The sequence below is a fragment of the Parablautia sp. Marseille-Q6255 genome, assembly GCF_951230155.1.
Taxonomy (GTDB): domain Bacteria; phylum Bacillota; class Clostridia; order Lachnospirales; family Lachnospiraceae; genus Choladousia.
In genome coordinates, this window is record NZ_CATNVD010000009.1 from 1 (window position 1) to 15,195 (window position 15,195).

The 15,195-nt window shown below is 44.9% G+C and carries 17 protein-coding genes; 15 read left to right on the forward strand and 2 right to left on the reverse strand.

Going from position 1 to position 15,195, the window contains the following annotated elements; all coding sequences use genetic code 11:
• The first annotated feature begins 208 nt into the window (after positions 1-208).
• Both QOX44_RS07845 and QOX44_RS07850 read left to right on the forward strand, forming a co-directional pair.
• Positions 209-1,171, forward strand: coding sequence for a hypothetical protein (locus QOX44_RS07845; protein WP_283682491.1), 963 nt, complete (start codon positions 209-211; stop codon positions 1,169-1,171).
• A 13-nt stretch (positions 1,172-1,184) separates the two neighbouring features.
• Positions 1,185-1,847, forward strand: a complete 663-nt coding sequence (locus QOX44_RS07850) for an Ig-like domain-containing protein (RefSeq protein WP_283682492.1) — start codon at positions 1,185-1,187, stop codon at positions 1,845-1,847.
• Positions 1,848-2,052: 205 nt separating this feature from the next.
• Here the strand turns inward: QOX44_RS07850 and QOX44_RS07855 are convergent, their stop codons facing one another.
• The gene (locus QOX44_RS07855) at positions 2,053-3,027 is read right to left on the reverse strand and encodes an Abi family protein (protein WP_283682493.1); all 975 of its coding nucleotides are present in this window, start codon (positions 3,025-3,027) and stop codon (positions 2,053-2,055) included.
• Positions 3,028-3,266: 239 nt separating this feature from the next.
• Here QOX44_RS07855 and asnS point away from each other — a divergent pair, with 239 nt between their 5' ends.
• The 9 genes from asnS to rpsR all read left to right on the forward strand — a co-directional run bounded on the left by asnS (position 3,267) and on the right by rpsR (position 9,788).
• Positions 3,267-4,655, forward strand: a complete 1,389-nt coding sequence (asnS, locus tag QOX44_RS07860; protein ID WP_283682494.1) for an asparagine--tRNA ligase — start codon at positions 3,267-3,269, stop codon at positions 4,653-4,655.
• A gap of 95 nt (positions 4,656-4,750) precedes the next feature.
• The gene (gene vanR / locus QOX44_RS07865) at positions 4,751-5,446 is read left to right on the forward strand and encodes a VanR-ABDEGLN family response regulator transcription factor (RefSeq protein ID WP_283682495.1); all 696 of its coding nucleotides are present in this window, start codon (positions 4,751-4,753) and stop codon (positions 5,444-5,446) included.
• Positions 5,436-6,563, forward strand: coding sequence for a sensor histidine kinase (locus QOX44_RS07870; protein WP_283682497.1), 1,128 nt, complete (start codon positions 5,436-5,438; stop codon positions 6,561-6,563). Before vanR ends, QOX44_RS07870 begins: the two co-directional genes overlap by 11 nt.
• A 38-nt stretch (positions 6,564-6,601) precedes the next feature.
• Positions 6,602-7,465: a class B sortase gene (gene srtB, locus QOX44_RS07875; protein ID WP_283682498.1), complete on the forward strand. Its 864-nt coding sequence runs from the start codon at positions 6,602-6,604 to the stop codon at positions 7,463-7,465.
• A 47-nt stretch (positions 7,466-7,512) separates the two neighbouring features.
• Positions 7,513-8,238 (forward strand): NAD-dependent protein deacylase, encoded by a 726-nt coding sequence (locus QOX44_RS07880; RefSeq protein ID WP_283682499.1) that lies wholly within the window; start codon positions 7,513-7,515, stop codon positions 8,236-8,238.
• 68 nt (positions 8,239-8,306) lie between these two features.
• On the forward strand, positions 8,307-8,501 hold the full coding sequence (locus QOX44_RS07885) for a DUF951 domain-containing protein (RefSeq protein WP_283682500.1): 195 nt from the start codon (positions 8,307-8,309) through the stop codon (positions 8,499-8,501).
• A 168-nt stretch (positions 8,502-8,669) separates the two neighbouring features.
• Positions 8,670-8,957: a 30S ribosomal protein S6 gene (rpsF, locus tag QOX44_RS07890; RefSeq protein ID WP_283682502.1), complete on the forward strand. Its 288-nt coding sequence runs from the start codon at positions 8,670-8,672 to the stop codon at positions 8,955-8,957.
• Positions 8,958-8,976: 19 nt separating this feature from the next.
• Complete coding sequence (locus QOX44_RS07895) at positions 8,977-9,447, forward strand: single-stranded DNA-binding protein (RefSeq protein WP_283682503.1); 471 nt, start codon at positions 8,977-8,979, stop codon at positions 9,445-9,447.
• Between the two features lie 77 nt (positions 9,448-9,524).
• Positions 9,525-9,788, forward strand: coding sequence for a 30S ribosomal protein S18 (gene rpsR / locus QOX44_RS07900; RefSeq protein WP_158439533.1), 264 nt, complete (start codon positions 9,525-9,527; stop codon positions 9,786-9,788).
• Positions 9,789-9,885: 97 nt separating this feature from the next.
• Here the strand turns inward: rpsR and QOX44_RS07905 are convergent, their stop codons facing one another.
• Positions 9,886-10,719, reverse strand: a complete 834-nt coding sequence (locus tag QOX44_RS07905) for an IclR family transcriptional regulator (RefSeq protein WP_283682504.1) — start codon at positions 10,717-10,719, stop codon at positions 9,886-9,888.
• A 408-nt stretch (positions 10,720-11,127) separates the two neighbouring features.
• Between QOX44_RS07905 and QOX44_RS07910 the strand changes: the two genes are divergently transcribed.
• From QOX44_RS07910 to QOX44_RS07925, 4 genes are all read left to right on the forward strand, one after another.
• Complete coding sequence (locus QOX44_RS07910) at positions 11,128-12,021, forward strand: dihydrodipicolinate synthase family protein (RefSeq protein ID WP_283682505.1); 894 nt, start codon at positions 11,128-11,130, stop codon at positions 12,019-12,021.
• A gap of 21 nt (positions 12,022-12,042) precedes the next feature.
• Complete coding sequence (locus tag QOX44_RS07915; protein ID WP_283682507.1) at positions 12,043-13,017, forward strand: Bug family tripartite tricarboxylate transporter substrate binding protein; 975 nt, start codon at positions 12,043-12,045, stop codon at positions 13,015-13,017.
• 126 nt (positions 13,018-13,143) lie between these two features.
• Positions 13,144-13,629: a tripartite tricarboxylate transporter TctB family protein gene (locus tag QOX44_RS07920; RefSeq protein WP_283682508.1), complete on the forward strand. Its 486-nt coding sequence runs from the start codon at positions 13,144-13,146 to the stop codon at positions 13,627-13,629.
• Positions 13,630-13,647: 18 nt separating this feature from the next.
• Positions 13,648-15,168 carry a tripartite tricarboxylate transporter permease gene (locus QOX44_RS07925; RefSeq protein WP_283682509.1) on the forward strand — a complete coding sequence of 507 codons (1,521 nt, stop codon included), beginning with the start codon at positions 13,648-13,650 and terminating at the stop codon, positions 15,166-15,168.
• Positions 15,169-15,195: the final 27 nt, after the last annotated feature.

A 15,195-nucleotide genomic window follows, 5' to 3' on the forward strand; every position in this document is an offset into this window, starting at 1 on the left:
CGGACGCGAAGTCCAAGAAAGGAAGCCGACATACCGATTGCTCCATCATTATACAGCTTAAGCAACAAGATGGATAATTCCTTACTGGCTGTAAGGGATATTAACCATATTTATATTGTAGTAGAAAAATGATTGAAATGATTGAAAAAAATTAGGAGAGAGATTAATATGAAAGTATAAAATCTAAAAAAGAGGGAGGATGTTGAAAATGAAGCAAATAAAGAGGTATTTGTGGGGAATACTTAGTATGATGTTTGTATGTTGGGTGTTTTTAAATACTCACATGATACATGAGGTACAGGCAAGCGGGTACGATACGACGGCTCCCAAGTTAAATGGAGTGACTTTAGACAAGGCAGAGATTATTCTGCCAGGAGTTGTAAATGTAACTTTGGATATCACAGAAGAAGAAACAGGTGTAGAATCTGTGTTTATTCAGTTGAATTACGTTAAAGAAAATGGCGAATGGGTTAATAATGTATGTAGAATGGTACAATATACTTCAGGTGTAGATGGAGGAGCGTTATTTACCGGAAAACATACTTTTTCCATTGCCATGCCAAGCAAAATTCCGGCGGGAACATATGTTGTATATGTATCGTTAAATGATGGGCAGCAAAATAGAGCGGAATATTGTGGAGTAGAAGAACCTCATGGTGATGAACAAGGAAATATTGTAAGTGTGGGTAGACCCTTAATTTTGCAAAATGTGAACGGCAAAGAAGACGATCGTTGTCCGCTTAATACGTTCCTTACTGCAAAATCAGAGTTTGATGTTGCTTTTCAGAATGGCATTGAAAATCCTAAACTTTATGACAATTTAAAACAGATGAATAATAATGCGACAGCTATGGTTAACTATACTACATCGTCGCATATAGCGCCGGAACAGTTTTTTGAGGCTATAAAACAGACGGGTAAAACGTTGGTATTTTCGGATAATGAAGTACAATGGGTATTTCGCGGAAATGATATTATCAATCCGCTAAAAGCTGTGGATCTGTCGGTTAAAATTAGAGAGGTAGATGGCTCTGTATATGGAAACGATAATCGAGTGCTACAGCTTGATTTTGCCGAGAATGGTCTTTTGCCCGGAAAGGCCAGAATTCGTTTAAAGTCAGATTATATATATACATTGTTTTCGCTGAAGGAACCGGTTCGTTTATATTGATAAAACAGCTACGTTGCAGGATGCAAATGTAAAACTTATCGTCGATGGGACAGACAGTTGGTGCGAATTTTATGTGACACATAACTCTAGATATGTTCTCAGTTCTGGAAAAGTAACTTTACAGAATGCAGAAAATCCAAATAAAAAAGTTAAGGTTAAAAAAGTCAAGATTACAGGCGAGAAATCCGCACCGGCAGGAAGCAAGATCCGTCTGCAGGTAAAGGTTACGCCGAAGAACGCGACGAATAAAGACGTAAAGTGGAAGAGCAGCAATACGAAGGTGGCGACAGTCAACGCAAAAGGCGTTGTGACGCTGAAGAAGAACAGCGGCGGCAAGACGGTGACGATCACGGCGACGGCGAAGGACGGAAGCGGCAAGAAAGACACGATCAAGATCAAGTCCGAGAAGAAGCGCGCAAAAGTAAAATCCATTAAAATTTCGGGCAAGACAAAAATGAAAGCCGGAAAGACGCAGAAGCTCAAAGCTACTGTAAAGGTACAGGGGAATGCGCCGAAGAAGGTAAAATGGTCGGTGGATAACAAGAAATACGCGACGGTCAGCGCGAACGGCACGGTCAAGGCAAAGAAGGAAGGAAAGGGAAAGACGATCCGCGTGACCGCGAAGGCGATGGACGGATCGAATGTAAAGGCTACGTTTAGAATTAAGATCAAGTAATTTGAAAATTTAAAGTCAGTCCAAAAACAGAGCTTGTGCGATACTAAGGTATTGGCACGGCTCTGTTTTTATTTGGAAAAGGGCAACATAAAAGGGAGCCACAGAGTGACTCCCCCAGTGCAGTCCTAAAACATACACCTCTTTCAATAAATATAATATACAGTACAAGCAAAAAAAATGCAAGGAAAATTTTATGCCTAAACAATTAGGTATTGAGATAGACCTCTAACGCAGTTATCTTTTGCGTGACATTTTGCTGTATAATTTGAGCATAAATTGTAGGTGCAACATTGGCTTGAAGAAGCTGATTTTGATTTTTGTAGGCATGAACTAATTGTTTTGCTCTTGTTGAACTAAAATCAACGCGTTTTAACAAACAACATACAATAATTATGTAGTCAATCAGAGAATATAAAGTAATATTTTGTATACCGGTTTCTTTTTCAATCCATCTTTTAAGTACAGGACTGATTCTTCTGTCCTTGAATCTGGTATCAAAAATTATATTATTATGGGCAACACAGTTGCGCAGAGCTTTGATGGTATATAACATGCTGCTTAACAGGTTTCTGTTTGTATCAATGGAAACATCAAACATATTTAATTGTACCATAATGTGTTCTCTTAAAGTCTTGTTTAAACATTCAAAAAAACTGGCAAGATCACTAAGATATAGTATTTCAAAAACGACCCACAAAGGGGCATCTTCTCCACGGTTGTAAAAATGGCGCACCATTTGATTGTCGCTGTCTTCCTCATCGTGATAGCGCGCGGATAATTTTGAATATACAGAATTTCTTAATCTGAGTCGCTTGGACTGTAATTTTGTGTTTGTGGTATTATCACGCATGCGTTCTTTATAGACATGTTCGAATGTTCCGAGTTTTAGACCATTTACAGACTCATTGCAGACAATATTTTTTATGGCAGTTTCGATAAACATGAAGTCAGAATATAACGCGGATTTTAAATTATTATCGTATTCAATTACAGCTACTATTTCGCTGAAGTCTGTATATGGAATTTGAGTGTGTCTGTTTCTTACGAAGCGATAGCCTTTATATCCGTGATAGTAACCGTAACTGATTAATTGCTGCTTTTGATAACTGCCGCGGATCTGAATATTACAGTCATTTCTTAAATGCCGCATTAACCCGTTTATTGTTTGTGGAGCGCTCATTTTGCACCTTCTTTCTATATACTATATAAAGAGTATAACAGTAAATGAAAATAGACACAATATAAATTTAGTTATACAGAAACAAAATCTCTCCTCAAGCCCTCTCTTTTTAGAACTTGCAGGAATGAAAGAAAAACGGTATAATAACTTAAATATACGCAAATTCCGTGTGTCGGGGTGGCAGAGATGCTGTGCGGCATGCGGGAGCACGTAAAGAAGCGGACAGAAGGAGAATTATTATGAAATTTACTACGGTCAGAGAATTATACCGCAACAGCGATGCTTACATCGGAAAAGAGGTTACGGTAGGCGGATGGGTAAGAAGTATCCGCGACTCAAAAACTTTTGGTTTTATTGTACTGCATGACGGTACGTTTTTTGAGACACTGCAGATCGTGTACTCAGATAAGCTTGAAAATTTTGCCGAGATCTGCAAGCTGAACAGCGGAGCTGCGATCATTGTAAAGGGGACGCTTGTCGCGACTCCGAATGCAAAGCAGCCGTTTGAGATCCAGGCAGAGAGCGTTTCTGTAGAAGGAACCTCTACGCCGGATTATCCGATGCAGAAAAAACGTCATTCCATGGAGTACCTGCGCACGGTGCCGCATCTGCGTCCGAGAACGAACACCTTTCAGGCAGTGTTCCGTGTGCGCTCTCTGATCGCGTATGCGATCCACAAGTTCTTTCAGGAGAGAGATTTCGTGTATGTGCATGCGCCTCTTATTACAGCGAGCGACTGTGAAGGCGCCGGAGAGATGTTCCAGGTAACAACGCTTGATCTGACAGATGTGCCGAAGACGGATAAGGGTGAGGTTGATTTTTCACAGGATTTTTTCGGAAAGGCAACAAAGCTTACGGTAAGCGGGCAGCTTGATGTGGAGGCCTTCGCGCAGGCGTTCCGCAATGTTTATACATTCGGACCGACATTCCGCTCTGAGAATTCCAATACTGCGCGCCATGCGGCTGAGTTCTGGATGATCGAGCCGGAGATCGCATTCGCAGATCTGCAGGATGATATGAGACTGGCTGAGGATATGATCAAATATATCATTGCCTATGTACTGGAGCATGCACCGGAAGAGATGAAGTTCTTTAATTCTTTCGTGGACAAGGGCCTGATCGAGCGCCTGACGCATGTGATGAATTCTGATTTTGGTCATGTGACATATACAGAAGCGATCGAGATCCTGGAGAAAAATAACGACAACTTTGAGTACAAGGTATCCTGGGGCTGCGACCTGCAGACGGAGCATGAGCGGTATCTGACCGAGCAGGTTTACAAGAAGCCGGTGTTCGTTACAGACTATCCGAAGGAGATCAAAGCATTCTATATGAAGCTCAACGATGACGGAAAGACGGTTGCAGCAATGGACTGCCTCGTGCCGGGTATTGGTGAGATCATCGGCGGAAGCCAGAGGGAGGATGATTTTGACAAGCTGCAGGCGCGTATCGAGGAGCTTGGCATGAATGCGGAGGATTACAAGTACTATATGGATCTGCGCAGATATGGTACTACACACCATGCGGGCTTTGGCCTTGGCTTTGAGCGCTGCGTGATGTATCTGACTGGTATGTCAAACATCCGCGACGTACTTCCGTACCCGCGTACAGTTGGAAACTGCGAGTAAATAAAACGGCATGCCGGGGGACTGATCCTGCAAGCAGTCCCCGGTATGCGGATTTATAAAACAGAAACAAATGACAGGTTTTATGGGGAGTAAGCATGAGCAGTAAAATTTTAGTACTGGATGATGAAAAAGAGATTGCAGATGTCATTGCCCTGTATTTAAAAAATGACGGATACGAGGTGGAGACTGCATATACGGGGCGGGAAGCGCTTGCGATGATTGGCAGGGAGCAGCCGGATCTGGCGCTGCTTGATGTGATGCTTCCCGACATTGACGGCTTCCGTATCCTTGAGAAGATCCGCGAAAAATACAGATTTCCGGTGATCATGCTGACGGCGAAGACAGAGTACACAGACAAGATCGAGGGGCTGACTTTAGGAGCCGACGATTATATCGCAAAGCCGTTTAACCCGCTGGAGCTTGTTGCGAGAGTAAAGGCGCAGCTGAGGCGGTATACAAAGTACAATGAGACAGGGAAGCAGCAGGGAAATGTGATCGACTTTGCCGGACTTTTGATGAACCGTGATACGCATGAGTGCACGTACAATGAGCGGGAGCTTGTGCTGACGCCCATTGAGTTCGATATTCTCTGGCTGCTGTGTGAGAATCGCGGAAAAGTGATCAGTTCAGAACAGCTTTTTGAGGCGATCTGGAAAGAAAAATACTTTAAAAACAGCAATAATACAGTGATGGTCCATATCCGTCATCTCCGCGAAAAGATGGGAGACGGACGGAGGAAGGATGATTTTATAAAGACTGTCTGGGGAGTGGGTTATAAGGTTGAAAAATAATTACAGCAGACTGAAACGCTCGATTGTTGCCCGGACCCTTTTGATCTCCGTATTGTCTGTGGCTGTAGGATACGGCATTCTGACATTTCTGGTAGACGGCGTGTTTCAGGACAGCTTTGCTAATCTCGTTGTCCGTGTGTTTATGAAGTTTGGGATGAACGAATGGCGCGCGATCGAGTGTTATAATGAGATTTTTATTTACAATAAAACACAGTTTGTGGTCGGAGGCTTCTGCATTCTGTTTTTATTTTCCTTTTATGTGTCGGTCGGCAGACTGACCAGATATCTGAACAGCATCAGCGAAGCGCTGGAGAAGACGCTGGATGTATCTGATGAGCCGATCCTTCTGCCGCCGGAGCTGGAGCCGATGGCGGATACGCTCTCTACGCTGAAACAGAAGCTCAAGCGGCGTGAAAAACAGGCGGCGGAGAGTGAAAAACGGAAAAATGAGCTGGTCGTTTATCTGGCGCATGATCTGAAGACGCCGCTCACATCTGTGATCGCGTATCTGACGATGCTGGATGAGCAGCCGGATATGTCTGCGGAGGATCGTGCGAAGTATACCCATATAACGCTTGAAAAGGCGATCCGCTTAGAAGAGCTGATCAATGAATTTTTTGATATTACACGCTTTAATCTGCAGAACATTGTTCTGGATAAAGAGCTGCTTAATCTGTCGATCCTGCTGGAGCAGCTGGCAGATGAGAGCTACGGTATGCTGAGTGAGAAAAATATGACGTGCGCCGTCGACGTTGAGGAAAAGCTGATGTTTCGCGGCGATCCTGACAAGCTGGCGCGCGTTTTTGATAATCTGCTGCGAAATGCGGCAGCGTATGGATATGAGGATACGCAGATTTTGATCCAGGCGCGCGGCGGAAACGGAAGGATTACGATCATATTTACAAATGAAGGACCTCAGATCCCTCAGAAAAAGCTGGAAATGATCTTTGAGAAATTTTACCGCGTAGATGATGCGCGTTCCAGCCGGACAGGAGGCGCGGGGCTGGGGCTTGCGATCGCCAGACAGATCGTAGAGCTGCACGGCGGCTCGATATCTGCCGCGAGTGACAGCCGCAATACGCGGTTTATTGTAAGCCTGCCATCGCAGGAGGTCTAGGCGGTGTCGGAGAGTAAAACTGATGGGGAGGTGGCCGGATGGCACAGAAGAAAAGGCGGAAAAGGAGCAGATTCGCAGATATTATGAGCGGTCTTTTGATGGCGATCGCGCTTGTTGTGTTTCTGTTCTCCGGGTATATGCTGTACGGATATTATAAAGAGTATAAAGCGGGGACGGATGAGTACGATAACCTCGAAAACAGCTATACGGTGGAGCGGCAGTCGGAGCAGGATTTTGAGGAGCTCGAGGATGATTCGGCGCTGCAGGAGATCACCGGACATGAGGTGCGCACAGTTATGGAGAACGGACAGGAGATCACGGTCCCTGTTGTGAGCAATCCGATTGATTTTGAAGAGCTTGAGGCGGTCAATGAAGATATAGTAGGGTGGCTGCGCATCAGCGCGCTGGATATATCCTATCCGGTCGTCCAGGGGGATGACAATGACTTCTATCTGCACCGGACCTTTGAAAAGGAAGACAATTTTGCGGGCTGCATTTTTCTGAATGCAGATAATAAGGATGATTTTACGGATCAGAACACGATCATATACGGACATAATATGAAAAATGGTTCGATGTTCGGGAAGCTGAAAAATTTCCGGGACGAAGAGGTATTTAACAAAAGCAAATATTTCTGGATGTTTACGGATGATCTGATCTACCAGTATCGGATCTTTTCTGCATCCGTTGTAAATAAGACAGGACTTACGTACCAGACATTTTTCCTGAATAATGAGTTTGAGGAATTTATAAATGCAGCGTACGCAAATTCTGAGGTGGATACGAGCGGTGTGGAGGTAACAAAAGAGGATCGCGTCATGACGCTCTCTACCTGTACCGGCGATGATGCAACGCGCTTTGTCGTTATGGGCAAGCTGGCGCAGATCTATGCGTCAAAATAGAGACAGACAGGCGTCGATGAAAGCTCTGTAAAAGGAGGGATCTGTGGATGGAGGACAGTGTAAAAAGACTTCAGGAAATGGTTGATGAGAGCAGGCGGATTGTATTTTTTGGCGGAGCCGGCGTCTCGACAGAGAGCGGTATCCCGGATTTTCGAAGCGTAGACGGACTGTACCATCAGAAGTACGATTTTCCGCCGGAGACGATTTTAAGCCATACGTTCTTTGTGCGCAATACCAGGGAATTCTATCGGTTTTACCGGGACAAAATGCTTTGTCTGGATGTAGAACCAAACGCGGCGCACCGGAAGCTTGCCGAGCTGGAGAAAAAGGGCAGACTGACTGCTGTAGTGACACAGAATATTGACGGGCTCCATCAAAAGGCCGGAAGTACAAATGTGCTGGAGCTGCATGGCAGTGTGCATAGGAACTACTGCCAGAAATGCGGAAAAAGCTATGATGCTCAGTATATGAAGGACGCGCCGGGAGAGGTACCGCTGTGCAGCTGCAAAGGAGTGATCAAGCCGGATGTTGTACTGTACGAGGAGGGCCTTGACCAGCAGACGATGCAGGCTGCGGTCTATCATATTTCGCACGCAGATATGCTGATCATCGGAGGCACATCGCTGGCAGTCTATCCGGCCGCCGGGCTGATCGATTATTTTGAAGGAAAATATCTCGTTGTGATCAACAAATCTCCGACTCCCCGGGATAAATTTGCCGATCTGTTGATCGCGGACAGCATTGGCGAGGTTCTCGGAGGGATACGGGTGTGACGCAGGGCAGCCGAAATTCAGGCTGCAGATGCGACAGGCAGAGCGCAAGGTAAGGATACAGGTGTGATATGGAACGGCAAAATTATGAAGTGGGCGATATTGTAAAATTAAAGAAGCCGCATCCCTGCGGAAGCCAGGAATGGGAAATCCTGCGTGTGGGAGCAGATTTTCGCCTCAAATGTATGGGCTGCGGCCATCAGATCATGGTCGCGCGGAAAGTAGTGGAGAAAAATACGAAAGGCTTGAGAAAAAAAGAAGCGTAGCAGAAATACTGATAAAACAGAGAAAATCCTGCAAAAAATAGGAATAATTCCATGTGGAAACTTCTTGAAAATCATCGAGACGTATGCTAGAATAAATACTTGTGATATATTATTTCCTTGCTCCTTTCATGGAAAAGGGGCCAGAGACCATAAGGAGGTGCGAGAAGCATGAACAAATATGAATTAGCAGTGGTTGTCAGCGCAAAACTTGAAGACGACGACAGAACCGCTACGATCGAGAAGGTAAAAGAGTACATTACACGCTTTGGCGGTACTGTAACAGAAGTAGAGGAGTGGGGCAAGAAGAAGCTCGCTTATGAAATCCAGAAAATGCATGAAGGATTCTATTACTTCGTTCGCTTTGAGGCTGATGCAACATGTCCGGCAGAAGTCGAGAGACGTGTCCGTATCATGGAAAATGTCATCAGATATTTATGCGTTAGACAGGATGCATAAATAGAAAAGAGGAGATAGAATGAATAAAGTCATCTTAATGGGACGTTTAACGAGAGACCCTGAAGTACGTTATTCCGCAGGGGATAATTCCATGGCGATCGCCAGATATACACTGGCAGTTGACCGCAGATTCCGCCGCGACGGCGCAGACCAGCAGAGCGCAGATTTTATCGGCTGTGTTGCGTTTGGCAGGAGTGCGGAGTTTGCTGAGAAATATTTGCGTCAGGGTACAAAGATTGTAGTGACTGGACGTATTCAGACGGGAAGCTACACCAACAGGGATGGCCAGAAAGTATATACGACAGATGTAGTCGTAGAAGATCAGGAATTCGCCGAGAGTAAGGCAGCATCCGCAGACAGCGGTATGCCGCGTTATTCGCAGCCGTCGCCGATGGCAGCGGCTTCGATGCCGTCACCAAGTCAGGCGTCAGCAGGAGACGGATTCATGAATATTCCGGACGGAATCGATGAAGAGCTTCCGTTCAACTAAATGCTCGGATATTCCCCGGCGATACGGTGCCGAGGCATCCGACGCATCCAGATAATGCGTAAAAGGAGGAATAAGCAATGGCATTCAATAAAGACAGAGGCGATGCTCCGATGAAGAGAAGAGGCGGCATGCGCAGAAGAAAAAAAGTTTGCGTTTTCTGTGGTAAAGAGAACAACGAGATCGATTACAAGGACGTAAACAAGCTGAAGAGATACGTTTCCGAAAGAGGAAAGATCCTTCCGAGAAGAATCACAGGAAACTGTGCAAAGCATCAGAGAGCACTGACTGTTGCGATCAAGAGAGCACGTCACGTTGCACTTATGCCGTACGTTCAGGACTGATCCTGACTGAATTAAGAGAAAAAATAAAATCCCCTCAAATACCGGTTTCGGTGTTTGAGGGGATTTTTAGATATCACCTTCCAGGTCTGAAAGCATATCATTCTTCTTCGCTGGATTCTTTTAGCTGTTTTAAGAGCAGCATCTGACCGGCAGGAAATTCATTGGCATTGGAAGACAGCGCCCGGCAGGCGTTTGTCAGAAAGTCTGCATACTGGAAAAACTGATCCTCCTGCATAGAAAGAACGGCGCCGGAAATACTGATTGCGGCAGTCGGATAGCCTTGCGCATTGCGGATGGGCGCCGCTACGCATCGGACGCCGAGCGTTTCCTCCTCATAATCTATAGAATATCCCCGGGCTCGGATTTCTTCCAGCTGCTGATAAAGCGTGTTTCTGTCTGTGATCGTGTTGGGAGTAGAGGCCGGGAGGCCTTCTGTATTTAAAATGTGTTCGATTTCCTCTGGGGGCAGGAAAGCAAGCATGGCTTTTCCGCATCCTGTACAGTGCATAGGCAATGTTTTGCCGCTGATGGAGTAGGAATACATTCTTCGATTTTGATGAAAGACATCCAGATAAAGCACGCGTCCGTTGACGTGAGTCGTAAGATAAATAGTTTTTCCTGTTTTTAGCTGCAGATCCTCCAGAAAAGGAAGTGTAAACCGAAGTACAGGCATGGACATCTGTGTGCAGTAATTTAACTGCATGATAGAGTAGCCAAGCCGGTAATTCATGGAGGGGGCAGTGCGGATAATGTATCCGTAGTATTCCAGGGTGCGCAACAAATTTAAGACGGTACTTTTCGGAAGCCCCAGCTTTTTACTGATGTCTGCCAGACTTAATTCTGGAGTATCTGGAGTAAAGCAGGATAAAATATGAATTGCCTTTGTGACAGATTTCACCTGCCATGGGGGCGCAAGATCATTTTTTTTCAAGATCAGATATCCTCCTTTGTTCAATATAGCTGAATGGTTGTGCTTAAATACAAAATCGTTTTTGTTATATCATGAAAAATAAGGCATGTCAATGAAAGAAAAACTATTTCTCCTGCAGGAAGAATTCTTTTCAATTTCCACTTAAAATTCTGTATATGAATTCTGTATTACTGAACGATAATGCAGAAAACAGAACGGCTATAAAAACCTAAATCATTATACTACACTCATCATGCAATTGTAAATGAAAAGAAATTGGATAATATGCATAAAAATTAGATATATAAACAGGCAAAATATACAAAATATTGAAAACATCTTGACAATAGATATATTTGAATGTATATTGAAATTACAAAAAATATATACGATATTCAGTAATACTGAACGAGAAGAGGGGGCATTTTTTTGAAGAAACTATATGGTGTAATTACAGCTATGACGACTCCGTTTACCGTGGAGGATTGTGTAGATGTATCAGCTTTAGAACAGCAGACAGAATTTTTGATCGAGAAGGGTGTCGACTGCCTGTATCCTACAGGAACTACAGGTGAAATGTATCTGATGAGCCCGGAAGAACGTGAGCTGGTAGCAGAGACTGTAGTGAAAAAAGCTGCGGGGAGAGTGACCGTATTTATCCATGCAGGTGCGATGACCCTGGAGGAAACCATTCGTCTGGCACAGCATGCGCATAAAATTGGCGCAGATGGTGTGGGGGTAGTAACTCCCAGCTACTTTACGGTGGATGATCGCGCTATGGTTCAGTATTACAAAGACGTATGCAGTGCGCTGCCACAGGATTTTCCGGTGTATGTATATGTAATTCCGCAGCTGGCTCACAATGATATTTCGCCAGAAACGATGAATGAAATCTGCAAAGCCTGCCCGAATGTGATAGGTGTAAAATACAGCTATGCGGATATGGGAAGAGTATTGCAGTATCTTCGCGTGAATGACGGAAACTTTTCGGTGGTATTTGGTGCAGACTCTATGTTCCTTCCGGCTCTGGTAGCTGGCTGTGACGGAACTGTTTCCGGATGCTCCGGTCCGTTTCCGGAATATTTTGTGGAAGTATACAGACAGTTTAAAGCCGGAAATATGGAAGCGGCAAAAAAGGCGCAGGATACGGCAAATGATCTGGTATGGCTGATGAAGGCCGGTGCAGATATGTCAATCTTCAAAAATATTCTGACATTCAGGGGGATTCCCGGAGGCCATATGAGAAAACCGCTTCTGGACCTGTCGCAGGAAGATGTGAGAACTTTGTATGAGGCCGTTCAGCCTTATATTAAAAATTTATAAAAACAAAGGGAGGATTTACAAATGAACATGAAAAAACTGGTATCCGCAGCAATCGCTGCAGCAATGTGTGTATCGCTGACAGCTGCATCTGTCAGTGCAGCAGATTTTCCGGGTAAGAAATCTATTACGATCGTTTGCCCATACGCAGCAGGAGGAGCATCCGATACGACTTCTCGTATTTTTGCATCTGAGCTTGAAAAAGCCATCGGAACGACGGTTATGGTGCAGAATACGACGGGTGCATCAGGCGCGATCGGTCTGGAAACTGTCAGAAACAGCAAGCCGGATGGTTATACGATCGCTTATATGCCTGTAGAGTCGACCATGCTTTCTGCTTTAGGATATACGGATTTAACTACAAATGATTTTCGGTTTATCGGACGTGCTATGACGATTCCGGCAGCGATCACAGTCAAGGCTGACAGTGAATGGGAAACTTTTGAAGACTTTATCGCATATGCAAAAGAGCATCCGGGTGAGGTTCGTGTAGGAAATTCCGGCACAGGTTCAATCTGGCAGGTGGCAGCAGCTTCTGTAGAGGAAGTCTGCGATGTTGAGTTTAACCATGTTCCGTTTTCAGATGGTGCAGCGGCAGCAGTTACTGCTCTGCTTGGCGGAAACATTGAAGCAGTAGCAGTAAGTCCGTCTGAGGTGTATACAAATGTTGAGTCTGGAGATTTCCGTACGCTGGCAATTTTAGGCGAAGGTCCGTCCTCTGTTCTTCCAGATGTTCCGGTGGCAACAGATCTTGGATATGATATCGTGATCCAGGGATGGGGTGGATTTGCAGTACCGAAAGATACTCCGGACGATGTGGTTGAGATTCTTGAGGCTGCAGCTGAAAAAGCAATCAACTCTGACGCTATGAAGGAGCTTCTGGAAAGCAATGGATATGAGCATGCATATTTAAATGGCGCTGATATGGATGCTAAGGCGGCAGAAGAGCTGGAGTACTACTCAGAATTAATTCCTACTATGGGGATTGTAATGGAGTAACCTTACTGCGGTGAGCAGGGAGTCATAAAGAAAATATGTGAAAAGCTTAGAAGATATCGTAGAGATGCAGCATCACGCCCGGAGTGGTGTGGTGCTGTTTCTCTTCAGAAGGAAAGGACTGATGTTATGAAAAAATTGAGTGCAGATGCGATTGCCGGCCTGCTTTGCATGGCATTTGGTATCTTTTTTTTGATTATGACGGCGACAAATCCTCAGCTTAGTTTTATTGCCACTACCTCAGACGGGGTTCCGGGAGGCGGGTTCTTCCCGTATATCCTGAGTATTGCTGTGATCATTATGGGAGGCGCACTGACGGTGCGGGGAATGAAAGGAAACAGCAGAAAATATGTGGAAATGACACCGGAAAGGAAGAAAAATCTCAGAGTTTTATTGCTGACGGTGGCAGGACTTATCGTTTTTCTTGGAGCATGGAAGATAACCGCTCCTTATTTTGGAAATACGGCATTTATGGTGTGTGTATTCCTGTTTGAAATCTATCTGAATAAACTGTTTGAGCGTACGTGGAAATTTGCCCTGATCTATGCAGTCATCTTTACCGCATTTATTTATCTGGTATTTAATATGGGATTTTCCATTTTGTTCAATGCATAACGGGAAGGAGATACAGGTATGGGAATAGGATTGGATGTATGGGCTGCCGGTCTGTCAGAATTGATGCAGCCTTCGGTAATTATGTTTCTGTTTTTGGGCGTTCTGGTCGGAACGATGATCGGTGCCTTACCGGGATTATCAGCGACGATGGGTATTGCAATCATGACCCCGATTACGTTCTGGTTTGATCCAGTGGATGGTTTTGCTATGCTGATGGGGCTTTGGAATGCAGCTATTTTTGCAGGAGGCATTACTGCAATTTTGATCAATACCCCGGGCACCCCGGCTTCTATTACGCAGTCGTTTGACGGCTATGCCTTATATAAGCAGGGAAAAGGCGGACTGGCGCTTGGAATTAATGTGATCTTCTCATTTATTGGAGGCATGATCAGTACTCTGGCGCTGATTCTTCTGGCAACACCGATTGCAAAGTTTACAGTTACCTTTAACTCAGCGGAGTATTTTATGCTGGCTGGTTTTGGTCTGAGTATGATGGTAGCAGTATCCGGCGGAGATGTGTTAAAGGGACTGATCCTCGGATTAGCAGGGATTCTTCTTTCTACGATTGGTCTGGATCCGATTTTGGGAATTAAGCGTTTTACTTTTGGAAATGTAAATCTTCTGGCAGGTATCTCCTTTATCCCGGTAATGATTGGTATGTTTGGTATCGGTGAAGTAATGTATCAGATTTTCACCAGGGATAAGGCTCAGGAAGCAAAGGATATCGAAGCCAGAAAAGTAAATCTGGCGCTTGGAAAAGTACTTCCTTCAAAAAAGGAAATGAAAGAACTGATGCCAAGAGGTATTGTAGCCTCTGTCGTAGCGACGATCATCGGAGCGATCCCGGCAGCGGGCGGAGATATTTCTGCTATTATCTGCTGGGGTAATGGAAAGAAGTTCAGCAAGCATCCGGAAGAGTATGGAAAAGGTTCGGTGGAAGGTCTTGCTATCAGTTCTGCTGCGAATAATGGTGTGCTGGGCGGCGCTATGACAACAATGATGACACTCGGCATTCCGGGTGATGCAGTGACAGCCATCCTGATCGGTTCCCTGACTATGTATGGAATGCAGCCGGGGATCAAGATGTTTACAGAAAATGCAAAATTTACAACTCAGATCATGGCATTGATGGTTCTTGCAAATATTGCGTTTTTGATTCTGGGTCTGCTCACTGCCAAGGTATCGGCAAAGGTCCTCAATGTGGCTCAGCCTACTGTCTGGGCGGCAGTAACGATCCTTTGTGTAGTAGGCTCCTACGCGCTGAACAACAACTTTTTTGATGTAATGATCATGTTTGCAGCAGGAATCCTCGGTTTCTTATTTAAAGTATTTGAATTCCCTACCGGACCGTTCATTTTGGGTATCCTGCTGGGCGGTATGCTGGAGAGTAATATGCGCCGTGCGCTGGTAATGAGCAACGGAAGCTATGCAACCTTTATTACCCGGCCGGTTTCGTGTGTTCTGCTCATTCTGGTCGTACTGACCTTCCTGTATCCGGTTATAAAAAGCATGCGGAAAAAGAAGACAGTGGAAAAATAACAGCTGAAAACAGATGTAGAGGGGAAA

Coding starts and splice junctions, on each gene's coding strand:
- QOX44_RS07895 (WP_283682503.1), top strand. CDS start 8,977: ATGAATAAAGTCATCTTAATGGGACGTTTAACGAGAGACCCTGAAGTA.
- QOX44_RS07920 (WP_283682508.1), top strand. CDS start 13,144: ATGAAAAAATTGAGTGCAGATGCGATTGCCGGCCTGCTTTGCATGGCA.
- vanR (WP_283682495.1), top strand. CDS start 4,751: ATGAGCAGTAAAATTTTAGTACTGGATGATGAAAAAGAGATTGCAGAT.
- QOX44_RS07845 (WP_283682491.1), top strand. CDS start 209: ATGAAGCAAATAAAGAGGTATTTGTGGGGAATACTTAGTATGATGTTT.
- srtB (WP_283682498.1), top strand. CDS start 6,602: ATGGCACAGAAGAAAAGGCGGAAAAGGAGCAGATTCGCAGATATTATG.
- rpsF (WP_283682502.1), top strand. CDS start 8,670: ATGAACAAATATGAATTAGCAGTGGTTGTCAGCGCAAAACTTGAAGAC.
- asnS (WP_283682494.1), top strand. CDS start 3,267: ATGAAATTTACTACGGTCAGAGAATTATACCGCAACAGCGATGCTTAC.
- QOX44_RS07855 (WP_283682493.1), bottom strand. CDS start 3,027: ATGAGCGCTCCACAAACAATAAACGGGTTAATGCGGCATTTAAGAAAT.
- QOX44_RS07885 (WP_283682500.1), top strand. CDS start 8,307: ATGGAACGGCAAAATTATGAAGTGGGCGATATTGTAAAATTAAAGAAG.
- rpsR (WP_158439533.1), top strand. CDS start 9,525: ATGGCATTCAATAAAGACAGAGGCGATGCTCCGATGAAGAGAAGAGGC.
- QOX44_RS07880 (WP_283682499.1), top strand. CDS start 7,513: ATGGAGGACAGTGTAAAAAGACTTCAGGAAATGGTTGATGAGAGCAGG.
- QOX44_RS07915 (WP_283682507.1), top strand. CDS start 12,043: ATGAACATGAAAAAACTGGTATCCGCAGCAATCGCTGCAGCAATGTGT.
- QOX44_RS07925 (WP_283682509.1), top strand. CDS start 13,648: ATGGGAATAGGATTGGATGTATGGGCTGCCGGTCTGTCAGAATTGATG.